General features: G+C 67.5%; 14 protein-coding genes. 11 read left to right on the plus strand and 3 right to left on the minus strand.

All coding sequences use genetic code 11. The annotated features are described in order from the left end of the window. Nucleotides 1-46: 46 nt before the first annotated feature. From AB0L57_RS06720 to rraA, 5 genes are all read left to right on the plus strand, one after another. Nucleotides 47-706, plus strand: coding sequence for a YcnI family protein (locus tag AB0L57_RS06720; RefSeq protein WP_364959283.1), 660 nt, complete (start codon nt 47-49; stop codon nt 704-706). After that, a complete protein-coding gene (locus AB0L57_RS06725; RefSeq protein WP_364958276.1) occupies nt 703-1,272 on the plus strand; it encodes a copper resistance CopC family protein in 570 nt (189 codons plus the stop codon). Before AB0L57_RS06720 ends, AB0L57_RS06725 begins: the two co-directional genes overlap by 4 nt. Before the next feature lie 32 nt (nt 1,273-1,304). Beyond that, entirely contained in the window at nt 1,305-2,210 is a 906-nt protein-coding gene (locus tag AB0L57_RS06730; protein ID WP_364959284.1) for a CopD family protein, read from the plus strand. A 15-nt stretch (nt 2,211-2,225) separates the two neighbouring features. Beyond that, nucleotides 2,226-2,684, plus strand: coding sequence for an SRPBCC family protein (locus AB0L57_RS06735; RefSeq protein WP_364958278.1), 459 nt, complete (start codon nt 2,226-2,228; stop codon nt 2,682-2,684). Nucleotides 2,685-2,748: 64 nt separating this feature from the next. Beyond that, nucleotides 2,749-3,234, plus strand: a complete 486-nt coding sequence (rraA, locus tag AB0L57_RS06740) for a ribonuclease E activity regulator RraA (RefSeq protein WP_364958281.1) — start codon at nt 2,749-2,751, stop codon at nt 3,232-3,234. A gap of 9 nt (nt 3,235-3,243) precedes the next feature. On the opposite strand, the gene AB0L57_RS06745 is transcribed toward rraA, so the two are convergent. Continuing rightward, entirely contained in the window at nt 3,244-3,465 is a 222-nt protein-coding gene (locus AB0L57_RS06745; protein ID WP_364958283.1) for an RNA-binding S4 domain-containing protein, read from the minus strand. A gap of 201 nt (nt 3,466-3,666) precedes the next feature. On the opposite strand from AB0L57_RS06745, the gene lysX reads away from it, so the two are divergent. The 6 genes from lysX (at nt 3,667) to AB0L57_RS06775 (ending at nt 9,945) form a co-directional block, all read left to right on the plus strand. Further along, nucleotides 3,667-6,993: a bifunctional lysylphosphatidylglycerol synthetase/lysine--tRNA ligase LysX gene (lysX, locus tag AB0L57_RS06750; protein WP_364959286.1), complete on the plus strand. Its 3,327-nt coding sequence runs from the start codon at nt 3,667-3,669 to the stop codon at nt 6,991-6,993. A gap of 60 nt (nt 6,994-7,053) precedes the next feature. After that, nucleotides 7,054-7,692: a histidine phosphatase family protein gene (locus AB0L57_RS06755; protein ID WP_364958286.1), complete on the plus strand. Its 639-nt coding sequence runs from the start codon at nt 7,054-7,056 to the stop codon at nt 7,690-7,692. Between the two features lie 119 nt (nt 7,693-7,811). Further along, a complete protein-coding gene (locus AB0L57_RS06760) occupies nt 7,812-8,150 on the plus strand; it encodes a hypothetical protein (protein ID WP_364958289.1) in 339 nt (112 codons plus the stop codon). A 247-nt stretch (nt 8,151-8,397) separates the two neighbouring features. After that, the gene (locus AB0L57_RS06765) at nt 8,398-8,709 is read left to right on the plus strand and encodes a hypothetical protein (protein WP_364958292.1); all 312 of its coding nucleotides are present in this window, start codon (nt 8,398-8,400) and stop codon (nt 8,707-8,709) included. 140 nt (nt 8,710-8,849) lie between these two features. Next, nucleotides 8,850-9,374 (plus strand): sigma-70 family RNA polymerase sigma factor, encoded by a 525-nt coding sequence (locus tag AB0L57_RS06770; RefSeq protein WP_364958295.1) that lies wholly within the window; start codon nt 8,850-8,852, stop codon nt 9,372-9,374. Between the two features lies 1 nt (nt 9,375). Then, the gene (locus AB0L57_RS06775) at nt 9,376-9,945 is read left to right on the plus strand and encodes a VOC family protein (protein ID WP_364958298.1); all 570 of its coding nucleotides are present in this window, start codon (nt 9,376-9,378) and stop codon (nt 9,943-9,945) included. Nucleotides 9,946-10,037: 92 nt separating this feature from the next. Here the strand turns inward: AB0L57_RS06775 and AB0L57_RS06780 are convergent, their stop codons facing one another. Beyond that, entirely contained in the window at nt 10,038-10,958 is a 921-nt protein-coding gene (locus tag AB0L57_RS06780) for a cutinase family protein (protein WP_364958301.1), read from the minus strand. 331 nt (nt 10,959-11,289) lie between these two features. Next, nucleotides 11,290-12,759, minus strand: a complete 1,470-nt coding sequence (locus AB0L57_RS06785) for a glutamate synthase subunit beta (RefSeq protein ID WP_364959288.1) — start codon at nt 12,757-12,759, stop codon at nt 11,290-11,292. Nucleotides 12,760-12,802: the final 43 nt, after the last annotated feature.

The following is a 12,802-nucleotide window of genomic DNA, read 5'->3' on the forward strand; positions in this document are numbered from 1 at the left end:
AGGCATCTCGCCAGGTACCAGAAAGTCATCCATCGTGAGCTCACGCATGCCCAGCACACTGTCGCGCGCCCTGATCGCCACCGGCGCCGCCGCCGGATTCGCTCTGTTCGCCACCGGAACCGCCGCCGCGCACGTCACCGCCGATGCCGCCGGCGCGGCGCAGGGTGGCTACGGCGTCGTCACCTTCCGGGTGCCGACCGAATCGGCGACCGCGTCCACCACCAAACTGACCGTTGCCCTGCCGCAGCTGGCCGGGGCCCGCACCGAACCCATCCCGGGCTGGAGCGCCCACATCGAGAAGAACGACAAGAACGAGGTCACGTCGGTGACCTGGACCGCCAATCCCGGTAATCCGGGAATCACGCCCGAGCAGTTCCAGCGATTCACGCTGGCGGTGGGTCCGCTGCCCAAGCAGGACTCGGTCAGTTTCCCGGCGACCCAGACCTACAGCGACGGCAAGATCGTCAACTGGAACGAGCCGATGCCCGCGGGCGGCGACGAACCCGAACACCCCGCCCCCACCGTGCACCTGTCCGCGGCCGGCAGTGAGCACGACAGCTCCGATCATCAGGAGGCCGCCGGCCAGGATTCCGATCATGCCGAGGCCGATGACACCGCCCGCTGGCTGGGCGGAATCGGACTGGTACTCGGCGCTCTGGGTGCGGCACTGGGACTGGGCGCCGTGATCCGGAGCCGGCGCGCATGATCCGCCGAATCGTCCTCGCCCTGGCCACCGTGCTGGCCCTGGGCGGTATCGCGATCACGGTGGCCGGTCCGGCCGGTGCGCATTCGACGGTGGTCTCCACCGATCCGGCCGACGGTGCGCAGATCACCACCGGCCCGGCCCGGGTGAGCGTCACCTTCAACGAGAATCTGCAGCCCAGCTTCCCGTCCCTGACCGTCGTCGGCCCGGACGGGAATCTGTGGTCGAGGGGTAAGCCCGTGGTGGACGGCCCGACCGTGAGTGTCGAGGTGGGCGATCTGGGTCCGGCCGGCACCTACACGATGGCCTATCGGGTCACCTCGGCCGACGGCCACCCGGTCAGCGGTACCCGGACATTCGAGCTCACCGCGCCCGGACACGGCACGCCGGGCCCGAAGGCCGATGCCTCGAACGGCTCCGGCGGCGACAAGGATTCCGGCGGCATTCCGCTGTGGGTGTTCATCGTGCCCGCGGTGCTCCTGTTCGCCGGTGGATTGGCGTTCGCGTTGTTCGGCGTCGGCCGGAACAACGGTCCGGCACGCCGGTCGGACAGGGACAGCAAGTCGTGACATCGAGGACGACCGGCGGCACTTCGGCGACACTGCGTTACACACTGCCGCTGGTCGTCCTGGCCGTCCTGGCCGGTGTGCTCCTCGGCTGGGCGCTCGCCGCGCCCGACCCGGTACAGGCGGAGGCGCCCGTGCGGGCGCTGGCCGACGGGCTCGGCGCGACGGTCCTGGGCCTGGCCGCCCTCCCCCGGTTGCACGATCGGCTGCAGCCGGTATGGCGGATGCTGGCCGTTTTCGGCGGGCTGTGGGCCGTGACGGAATTCGTACTGCTGGCCACCGAGGCTGCCGAGGTGGTGGGCGTATCGGTTCTCCGCCTGCGCGCACACGATTTCGGCGACTACCTCGCCCACATCAGCGGCGGGCAGATCGGTATCGCCGTCCTGGTCGGCACGATCGCGGTGACCGGTTACAGCACCCTGGCCCATCGGCGGCCCGAGCACACGACCGCCGACCTGGTACTGGTGTTCGCGGCGGTCACCCTGGTATTGCGGCCGGTCACCGGGCACATGTCGCAGCAGACGCTGGGTTCGGTACTGGCCGCGGTGCACGCACTGGCGGCGGCGGCCTGGTTCGGCGTGCTGCTGGCACTGGCTCTGGTCGTGCGCAGCCGAGGCGAATGGGCGGCGGTGCTGCCGCGATACTCCGGGTGGGCGTTACCGGCGGTCGCGGCGGTGACGGTGACCGGGGTGTGCAACGGATTGATCCGGATCGGCGGGCCGGGCGCACTGTTCGACACCGGGTACGGACGGATTCTGGTCGCCAAGACCGTCATGGTCCTCGCCCTGCTCGGGCTCGGCTGGTGGTGGCGGCGAACCTGGGTGCCGCGGGCGAGCGACCACCGGATGGATGCCGCATCCTCGTTGCGCCGGGCGCTGATCGAGGTCGGGGTGATGGCGGTGGCGTTCGGGCTGGCCGCCGCGCTGTCGGTCACCGCCTGATCCTAGATTTACACCATGACCGCAGTGAAGATCGTCGCCGATTGCGCCGCCCCGGCCGAGATCGCGTTCGACTACGTCGACGATTACCGGCATCTGCCGGAATTCGTCAGCGAGGTTCATGCGTTCCGCCCGATCACCGAGCGGGTCTCCGGGGTCGGCGCCACCTTCGACACCGAAATCAAACTCGGGCCGGCCACCCTGAACTCCCGCCTCGAGATCGTGCGCTGGGAGAAGAACGTGGCCATCGCGGTGAAGGCCGTCACCGGATTCGAGATCGAGTCGACCTTCCTGTTCCATCCGCGGGACGAGAACTCCTGCACGGTGGACGCGATCGTCGAATACCGGGTACCGGGCGGTCTCGCGGGCAAGGTACTGGGTAAGACGATCGAGCCGTTCGTGAAGCTCTCGGTCAAACACACCGCACACAATCTGACCACCCGAATCGCCGAATACCGGCAGGCCCGCGACGTCTGAGAGGACGCGGCGCTGCCAGGAAGGTCTCAGGATCCGCGGACCGGTGTCATGGCAAGCTAGTCCGGTGACCGAATCAGCAAACCATGTGGCAACCGCCGACCTCGCGGACGAGATCGGCCCCGAGATCCGCAGCTGTGATACGCAGTTCACGCAGTTCGGCGGCCATCCGGTGTTCAGTGGCCGAATCGTCACCATTCGCTGCTTCCAGGACAACCTGTTGGTCAAGCAGACGCTCGGCGAACCCGGCGCGGGCCGCGTCCTCGTCGTCGACGGCGGCGCGAGTATCCACACCGCGCTCGTGGGCGACATCATCGCCGGCCGCGGTGTCGACAACGGCTGGGCCGGTGTCGTGGTCAACGGCGCGGTGCGGGACTCGGCGATCCTGCGTACCCTCGAGATCGGCGTGAAGGCGCTGGGCACCAACCCCCGTAAGAGCACCCAGACCGGATCGGGCGAGCGCGATGTACCGGTGGAATTCGGTGGGGTCAGCTTCGTGCCGGGCGAGATGCTCTACAGCGATCACGACGGGGTCGTCGTCCGCACGGAATGATCGGCCGGATCAGCCCGCTGCCACCCGGACGCGATGGCCGGCGAAGACGACGAGGTCGCCGGCCTGTAGCTGGCGTCCCCGCCGTAGTTCCACCTCGTCGTTGACACGTACGAGTCCCGCGGCGATCACGGTCTTCGCCTCCGACCCTCCGTCAACGAGATTGGCCAGCTTCAGGAATTGCCCGAGCCGAATGATTTCGTCTTCGATCGGCACATCGACTGGATCCGACATGGGTTACATCTTTACCGCCGCAATCGGCGGGCCGCACGCCGCCCCCATCAGGGGGTGGGTGGTACGTCCGACCCGAGTCCGGCAAGCCCCATTTGCCCGAGTCCGGCGGGAGAACCGAATATGACCGTGCACGAGCAGGACTCGCCCGCCGACGTTCTCCCCTCCGGCGATCCCGGCACGCACACTGGTTCGGTGACTTCCATGCAGGACCAGCTCCACGATCGCGATGCCAGATCCCCGTCTTCACCGGTTCCGCATCGCGCTCACGGTCGACTGAGTGAAGTCCCGCACGTACTCGGCCTCGTTCTCGGTGTCTTCTCGATTCTCTGTGCGCTGTGGAGTATTTCGCCGGGGCTGCGTTTCCTCACCTCGGTCCCGCGGCACTACCTCGATGCCTATTACTTCGACGCGCCCGACACCAATCTGATGTGGGCGGTGATCATCGGTCTGCTCGCCGGGGCGACGGCATCGCGAAAACGCATCGCCTGGTGGCTGTTCGTGGCCTACATGGCGTTGTTCGCCGTGGCCAACGCGCTGGACTTCGCCGAGGAACAGGACCCGCACGCGCTGGTCGCTCTGATCGTCCACGTGGCCGTGGTCGGTTTGATGATCGCCGCGTGGCCCGAGTTCTACACACGGGTCCGGCGCGGGGCGGTGTGGAAGGCGCTGGGCGTCCTGATCAGCGGACTGGTGGCCGGCTGTCTGCTCGGCTGGGGTCTGGTCGAGCTGCTGCCGGGCAGCCTGCCGCACGGCGCGCAACGGCCGCTGTGGGCGGTCTCACGGGTCACCGCGACAATTCTGGTCGCCGACAACAACTTCGACGGCCGTCCGCCACATCCGGTGAATCTGCTGCTCGGCCTGCTCGGCGCGGTGGCGCTGCTGGCCGCGGCGATTGTGCTGTTCCGCTCGCAACGCGCGTCCAATGCGATGACCGGACTCGACGAATCAGCGGTCCGCGGCCTGCTCGCCCGCTCCGATGTCGAAGACTCCCTGGGCTACTTCGCCACCCGCCGCGACAAGGCGGTGGTGTTCGCGCCCAGCGGTAAGGCCGCGATCACCTTCCGGGTCGAGCTCGGGGTATGTCTGGCCTCCGGCGATCCGATCGGGATGCGGGAGGCATGGCCGCAGGCCATCGATGCCTGGTTGCGCCTGGCCGACGAATACGGCTGGGCCCCCGCGGTCATGGGCGCCGGTGAACTCGGCGCCACGGCCTACCGTCGCGCCGGGCTGTCGGCGCTGCGCCTGGGCGACGAGGCGATTCTGGACACCCGGTCGTTCTCCCTGGCCGGACCGGAGATGAAACAGGTGCGGCAGGCCGCAAACCGCCTGCGCAAGCAGGGTTTCACGGCGCGAATCCGCCGGCACAGCGAATTGTCGCCCGAGGAGATGTCCCGGATGATCGCCCGCGCGGACTCCTGGCGCGATACCGAGACCGAGCGCGGATTCTCGATGGCACTGGGCCGCCTGGGCGACCGTCTGGACGGCGACAGCCTGCTGGTCGAGGCGGTCGACCACGACGGGCGGGTCTGGGGCATGCTCTCGCTGGTGCCGTGGGGACGCGCCGGTGTCTCGCTCGATGTGATGCGCCGGGACCCCAAGGGTCCCAACGGAATCATGGAATTCATGATCTCCCAGCTGGCACTGAGCTCGGAACAGTACGGGATCACCCGGGTTTCGCTGAACTTCGCGGTCTTCCGCTCGGTGTTCGAGGAGGGTGGCCGGATCGGCGCCGGCCCGGTGCTGCGGCTGTGGCGCAGCGTGCTGATGTTCTTCAGCCGCTGGTGGCAGCTCGAGGCGCTGTACCGATCCAATGTGAAGTATCAGCCGCAGTGGGTGCCGCGGTTCTTCATCTTCGAGGAACGCCGGCAGCTGCCCCGGGTCGCCCTGGCCAGCGCCCTGGCCGAGGGATTCCTGCCGCGGTTCGGCAAACAGCCCGATGCCCTGGCCCACACCGGTCTGCATTCGGCGGTGCCGGCCACCGTCACCGGCCTGCACGCCGACGGCAGTCCGCCCGAGGCACCGCCGTCGGCACTGGAACAGGCCGCCGCCCGTCGCCCCGAGCAGGTACGCGTCCGGATGGACAAGGTCCAGCGGCTGGAGCGGGCCGGGGTCGACGCCTACCCGGTCGCCTACGCCCCGACCCATTCGATCGCCGACGCCCGCCGCTCGCCCAAGGGCACCACCGTGCGGATCTGCGGGCGGGTCCTGCGCGTTCGCGACTACGGTGGCGTCACCTTCGTGGTGGTCCGGGACTGGTCCGACGATATTCAGATCCTCATCGACCGCGACCGGGTCGGCGCGCACCGCTCACAGTCCTTCGGCGAATACTTCGATCTGGGTGATCTGATCGAGGTCAGCGGGCAGATCGGCACCAGCCGCCGAGGCGAGCTGTCACTGCTGGCGCAGGACTGGCGGATGATCGGCAAATGCCTGCATCCGCTACCGGACAAGTGGCGCGGCCTCGCAGATCCCGAGGCGCGGGTCCGGCAGCGCTACGTCGACATGGCGATCAACGTCGAGGCCCGCGAGGTGCTGGCCAAACGCAGTGCGGTGGTCCGGTCGCTGCGGGACACGTTGAACGACTGGGGATTCCTCGAGGTCGAGACGCCGGTGCTGCAGCAGGTACACGGCGGTGCGAATGCCGCACCGTTCATGACCCACATCAATGCCTACGACCTGGATCTCTACCTGCGGATCGCTCCCGAGTTGTATCTGAAGCGGTTGTGCGTCGGCGGTATGGAGAAGGTGTTCGAACTGGGCCGGGTCTTCCGCAACGAGGGTGTGGACTACAGCCACAATCCGGAATTCACGATCCTCGAGGCCTACGAGGCGCACAGCGACTATGAGCGCATGATGCACGCCTGCCGGCAGCTGATCCAGAACGCCGCGATCGCGGCCAACGGTACCTGTGTGGCACTGCGCCCGGACGACGACGGCAATCTGATCGAGGTCGACATCTCCGGTGACTGGCCGGTGCGTACGGTGCACGGCGCGATCTCGGCGGCGATCGGCGAGACCCTCACCCCCGATACCGATGTGGACCGGTTGCGCCTGCTGTGCGACAAGGCAGATGTGCCGTATCAGCCCGGCTGGGATGCGGGCCAGATCGTGCTGGAGATGTACGAACACCTGGTGGAGGACCGTACCCAGGAGCCGACCTTCTACATCGACTTCCCGACCTCGGTCTCCCCGCTGACCCGCGCTCACCGCAGTATCGACGGTGTGGCCGAACGCTGGGATCTGGTGGCGTGGGGTGTGGAACTCGGCACCGCCTACAGCGAGTTGACCAACCCGATCGAACAGCGCCGTCGCCTCACCGAACAGTCGCTGCTGGCCGCGGGCGGCGATCCGGAAGCCATGGAACTGGATGAGAACTTCCTCGAGGCACTGGAGTTCGCCATGCCGCCGACCGGTGGCCTGGGGATGGGCGTGGACCGCGTGGTCATGCTGATCACCGGGCGCAGCATCCGGGAGACATTGCCGTTCCCGCTGGTCAAACCACGTACCGGACAGGGGGAGTCGCGCTGATCGGACCGTGGCGGTATACCCGTGCACCGTCCGTGCACCCGCGTCCGGCAGAGTGGATCCGTGCAGCTTGTTCTCGTGCGCCACGCCCAGCCCGGGCGGGTGCTGACCACCTCCGGACCGGCCGATCCCGAACTCACCGAGCTGGGATCCGAACAGGCCGGCCGGGTTCCGGCCGTGATCAGCCGGTTCGCCGGTGGTGAGCATCGGATCGCGCGGGTGGTGAGCAGTCCGCAGCGACGGGCATTCTCGACCGCGGAGCCGACGGCCGAGGCACTGGGACTACCGATCGAGGTGCTGGACGGCCTGGCGGAATACGACCGGGACCTGCCCGCCTACATTCCGATCGAGGACGCCAAACGCGACTTCCGGGCAAGCTACGACCGGATCAAGGCGGGATATCTGCCCGAGCAGATCGACGGTCCCGGATTCGTGACACGGGTCCTGGGGACGATCGCGGATATCGTCGCCGCGGCCGAACCGGCCGATACGGTCGTCGCCTTCGCGCACGGCGGAGTGATCAATGTTGCGCTCCAGGACATTCTCGAACTCGAACGACCGTTGACCTTTCCGATCGATTACTGTTCGATCACTCGAATCCTGTACTCGCGAAGTGGCGCGCGCACCGCCGCGACGATCAATGAGAACAGTCATGTCTGGGAGTTGCTGCCACGCAATCGCCCTGCCGCGGATGAAGACTGACCGCCCGAAACTCACAGCCGATTACCAGTGTGAATTGCTTGGCATCCCAGCGCCACGACGTTCGATGGGCAGTGTGGGCCGGTGCGAGCCGGCCCACGATCCGAGAGAAAGGTAATACGTTGCTCTCCTCGAAGAGTTCTTCTCATCGTCGGCTGTTCACCCGTGTCGCGATTGCCGGCGCCATCGCCGCCGCGCCCATCGCGGCGGTCGCGGTCCCCGCGTTCGCCGACACCCCGTCCGCCACGCAGATCGACTGGCACGACCACGATGGCCCCGGTCCGCGCCATGATCACGACCACGACCACGATCGTGGTCCCGGTGGCTGGCAGGGCGGTCCGGGTGGTCCCGGTGGCTGGCAAGGTGGCCCCGGTGGCCCCGGTGGTCCCGGTGGCTGGCAGGGCGGTCCCGGTGGTCCCGGTGGCTTCCTTCCCCCGCCGCCCTCCGGTTCGGCGGGCTGATCGGCCGATATTCACAACCGACGACCACGAGGGTCGCTCCGCGGGGAGCGGCCCTCGTTCGTTTCCGCGTCGGATGGTGAAAAAGTCACTCGCACAGCGCGATCCGTCGTCTCATAACCGGTTCACAGGTCGTAGCTATGCCAATCCCAGTCGGCGGCGTTTTGATTGTCACATGAGCCGCCCGGATCGAACTCTCGATCCAAAATCTCACTGCGGCTTCATATTCCGATCAGGAGAGGCTGAGATCTTGCAGACCACCGTGAAGCAGAAGAACCGCACCCGCCGGATGGTGAGCCGAGTGGCCGTCGCCGGCGCACTGGTAGTCGTCCCGCTGGCCGCCGTCGCCGTCCCCGCCTTCGCCGATACTCCCTCCGCGGTCGCCATCGACCGCGACAACCACAACCCCGGCGACCGTGACAATCACAACCCCGGCAACCAGGGCGACCGTGGCCCCGGCGGGCCGAACCACGACGACCACAACCAGCCGGCACCCGCACCGGCACCCGCACCGGGCCCGCAGCTGCCGTTCCAGCTCCCGTCGACCGGTTCGGCGGGCTAGATCGACCTTCTCTCGGGTCACATTCGAAGGCCACCCCTGGGCCAGGGGTGGCCTTCGCCGTGCCACCGGATATCCGCCGACTTCGAGAAAAGTTCGTGGCGCCCCGTCGGAAATCCCGCCGCCCGGACGACTATGAAGATGTGAGCACGACACCGCGCGTGCGACCCGATCCCGCATTCGGGTTGCTGGAGCTGTACGACAAGGCGCTGCCGCACGTCTACGGCTACCTGCTCGCGCGTTGCGGACAACGTCAGCTCGCCGAGGATCTCACCGCGGAGACCTTTCTGGCCGCCGTCGACGCCGTGCGCAAACCGGGTGCACCCACGCTGTCGGTGGCCTGGTTGATCGGCGTGGCCCGGCACAAACTCGCCGATCACTGGCGAAGGACCGAACGCGAACGGCGCGGCCTTCGGGTGCTGGAGAGCGAACCGGCCGGCGACGATCTCTGGGATCCCTGGGATGTGGAGATCGATGCGATCCGCGCCAGGGATGTCCTCACGACACTGGCGCCACCGCACCGGGCCGCGCTGACCTTGCGGTATGTGGACGGTCTGCCGGTGCGCGAAGTGGCCGACCATCTCGATCGCACGCTTCACGCGACCGAGGCGCTGCTGGTGCGGGCCCGCAACGCCTTTCGCCGGGCCTATTCGGGAGAGGAGGGCTGAGATGAACGACCCACTGGATGCCCTTCGCACACCCGTCGAACCCGTGGATCCCGACCCGTCATTCGCCGAGCAGCTGCGCGAGCGACTGCGCGACGCCGTAGTGAAAACCGGAGGTGCGACCATGACCGATGCCGAGACTCGAACAACCGCCACAGCGAAGCGGACCGACCACCCGGATCTGTGCCCCTACATCGTGGTGAGCGATGCCAGACGCGCTCTCACCTGGTATGGCACGGTTTTCGGAGCCATCCGGCGGAGTGAGCCGATCGTGAACGCCGACGGCACGATCGGGCACGCCGAGGTCGCCATCGGCGATTCCGTCCTGATGCTGGCCGAGCAGTCCGACCTGTGGCCCGACGTCCCGGTCGGCGCACCGACCGGATCCACGCACAGCCACACGCTCCATCTCCAGGTCGCCGATGTGGACGAGACCACCAGGCGCGCGGCCGAACACGGAGCCCACGTCGAACGGCCGCCACGCGATCAGCCCTACGGCCGCGGTTCGGTCGTTGTCGATCCATTCGGTCACCGGTGGATGTTGCTGGTGCCCCCGACCGGTTCCGAAGGATAGGCCCGGTTCGACCCCGAAACGGTTCGAGGGCCGCCCCCGTGGGAGCGGCCCTCGAATGATTCCGTGTCAGCCGACGCGGATCCGGCTGTGCATCACGCCATTCCGGCGATCCAGTTGTGCATCCAGCTGATCGCGGTCTGGCCGCCGCCGACGCCGTAGTCACCGTAGGAGGTGTGCGTGCCGGAGCCGTAGAAGCTCTCCAACTGCTGCACCCGCTGCTTGTTGGCGCCGTCGGTGAGCTGCGCCTGCAGGGTCGCGATACCGCCGTGCGACATCAGATCACCGACGATCGAACTGGCCTCGAGCTGGTAGCGCCACAGGTTCACCGCACTGGCACCGGATGCCTGCGCCAGGAAACCCGCGAAGCGGGTCACATAGTCGGTGTCCTCGGTGGAGCAGTACAGGTCGCCGGCCGCGCAGATGGTGCGCACCCGGTCGCTCACGAAGCCGAAGCCGCCCACCCGCGGACCGCCCGCACCGGCACCGCCGACCACCGGGCCCACCTGGACGTCGGTGGGCGAACGCCGCGGATCGGAGATGAGACCGACGCCCGAGAGGCGGTCCGGCGGAATCACACCGAGGCCGGTGCCGATCTCGGCGGCCAGATCACCCGCGGCATCCGCACCCTGGCTGTAGCCGACGAGGGCGTAGTGGGTGGCACCGCAGCGCGCGGCCATCCCCTGGATCAGTCCGCGCGCATTGTCGGTGGCCGCCTTCTTGGAGGCACCGTAGACGTCGCCCTCCCAGGGGAAGGCGGTCGCGGCATAGCTGACGTAGTCGACCTCCGCCGAGCTCGGTAGCCCACGGGTCACCCCCGACAACATGCCGGGGCCGACCATGTCCTCGGGCTTGTGGTCACCGGTCTCCCAGGTGCCCGGGATCGCGACGACATACAGGCTCGGGCACCCGGGTGCCGCGGCCGCAGTGCCGCTTCCGAGTGCGGAACCCGAAACCGCTCCAGCCAGTACCGCCACCGCCGCTCCGGCGGCCGCGACAACCTTCTTCAACCGCATGCTGCTCCAGTTCAAGTAAGCCCACGCCGGGCATCCCGAATTTCTTCGCCGATCATGATGCCGTCATCGGATTGCCGGGCGGTGAATTCCTGGCGAAGCGATACTGCCCGAGCACATATCCGATAACTGCCCACGCCGGATGAAGGCGTGAATCGACGGCATTTCGGAAATCAGAATAACGGTGGTACCGGCGAACTGCCATCCGAGATCGAAATCCCGTCCGATTTCCGGTGTTTGGGATGTGAGTTGCCATTCCCCCTGGAAGGACGACCGAAGCGAGGTGCCCACGGACTCGAAAGTCCGTGGGCACCTCGGTTGTTCGATCAGCGAATCAACGCTGGGGAACCGCTGTCGGGGCGATGGGCGACGGCAGTGCGGTCTCACCCTCGAGGTGGCGGTCCACCGCGGAGGCGGCGGCCCGGCCCTCGGCGATGGCCCAGACGATCAACGACTGACCACGGCCCATATCGCCGGCGACGAAGACACCGGGCACGGTGGTCTGGAAGTCCTTACCGCGCTTGACGTTGCCGCGCTGGTCGTAACCCACGCCCAGATCCTCGAGCAGACCCGGCTTCTGCGGGCCAACGAAGCCCATGGCCAGCAGGACCAGATCGGCTTCCAGGGTGAAGTCCGTGCCCTCGACCTTCTCGAACCGGCCGTTGACGTTCTTCACCTCGTGCGCCTGCAGCCCGGTCACCTTGCCGTCCGCACCCACGAACCGCTCGGTGTTCACCGAGAAGACGCGCTCACCACCCTCCTCGTGTGCGGAGGAGACGCGGAACATCAGCGGGTAGGTCGGCCACGGGGTCGACTCGGCCCGCTCCTCCGGCGGCTTCGGCATGATCTCGAACTGGTGGATGCTCTCCGCACCCTGCCGATGCGAGGTGCCCAGGCAGTCGGCGCCGGTGTCACCGCCACCGATGATGACGACCTTCTTGCCCCTGGCGTGAATCCGCGGCAGGCCCTCGTCATCGGTGATCCGATCACCCAGCTGCACCCGGTTGGACAGCGGCAGGAACTCCATCGCCTGATGGATGCCGTCCAGATCGCGGCCCGGAATGGGCAGGTCACGCGCGATGGTCGCACCACCGGCCAGTACCACCGCGTCGAACCGCTCCTGCAACTGCTCGGCCGTGATGTCGACACCCACGTTCACACCGGCCTTGAAGATGGTGCCCTCGGCCTCCATCTGCGCGAGACGGCGATCGATGAAGCGCTTCTCCATCTTGAATTCCGGAATGCCGTAGCGCAGCAGGCCACCGATGCGGTCGTCGCGCTCGAACACCGTCACGGTGTGACCGGCGCGAGTCAGCTGCTGGGCCGCGGCCAGACCGGCCGGACCCGAACCGACGACCGCGACCTTCTTACCGGTCAGGCGAGTCGGGTAGATCGGGGCGACCCAGCCCTCGTCGAAGGCGTTCTCGATGAGCTCGACCTCGACCTGCTTGATGGTGACCGGATCCTGGTTGATCCCGAGCACACACGACGCCTCACACGGCGCCGGGCACAGCCGCCCGGTGAACTCCGGGAAGTTGTTGGTCGCATGCAGGCGATCGATACCCTCGCGCCAGTTACCCCGGAAGACCAGGTCGTTCCACTCCGGAATCAGGTTCCCGAGCGGGCAACCGTTGTGGCAGAACGGAATGCCGCAGTCCATACACCGGCTGGCCTGGGTCTGCAGCGTCTCGTGGGAGAAGTCCTCCTCGTAGACCTCTTTCCAGTCCATGAGGCGCAACGGCACCGGGCGGCGCTTGGGCAGTTCCCTGCTGGTGTGCTTCAGAAATCCCTGTGCGTCACCCACGTGCGGCCCCCGAATGGTCACAGCGCCTCGTCGACGCCACCTG

Source organism: Nocardia sp. NPDC052254 (genome assembly GCF_040679495.1).
In the GTDB taxonomy this organism is placed as follows: domain Bacteria; phylum Actinomycetota; class Actinomycetes; order Mycobacteriales; family Mycobacteriaceae; genus Nocardia.

Excerpts from the sequence above, each read along its gene's own strand:
- AB0L57_RS06735 (WP_364958278.1), top strand. The coding sequence starts at position 2,226 with ATGACCGCAGTGAAGATCGTCGCCGATTGCGCCGCCCCGGCCGAGATC.
- AB0L57_RS06780 (WP_364958301.1), bottom strand. The coding sequence starts at position 10,958 with ATGCGGTTGAAGAAGGTTGTCGCGGCCGCCGGAGCGGCGGTGGCGGTA.
- lysX (WP_364959286.1), top strand. The coding sequence starts at position 3,667 with ATGCAGGACCAGCTCCACGATCGCGATGCCAGATCCCCGTCTTCACCG.
- AB0L57_RS06745 (WP_364958283.1), bottom strand. The coding sequence starts at position 3,465 with ATGTCGGATCCAGTCGATGTGCCGATCGAAGACGAAATCATTCGGCTC.
- AB0L57_RS06720 (WP_364959283.1), top strand. The coding sequence starts at position 47 with ATGCCCAGCACACTGTCGCGCGCCCTGATCGCCACCGGCGCCGCCGCC.
- AB0L57_RS06725 (WP_364958276.1), top strand. The coding sequence starts at position 703 with ATGATCCGCCGAATCGTCCTCGCCCTGGCCACCGTGCTGGCCCTGGGC.
- AB0L57_RS06775 (WP_364958298.1), top strand. The coding sequence starts at position 9,376 with ATGAACGACCCACTGGATGCCCTTCGCACACCCGTCGAACCCGTGGAT.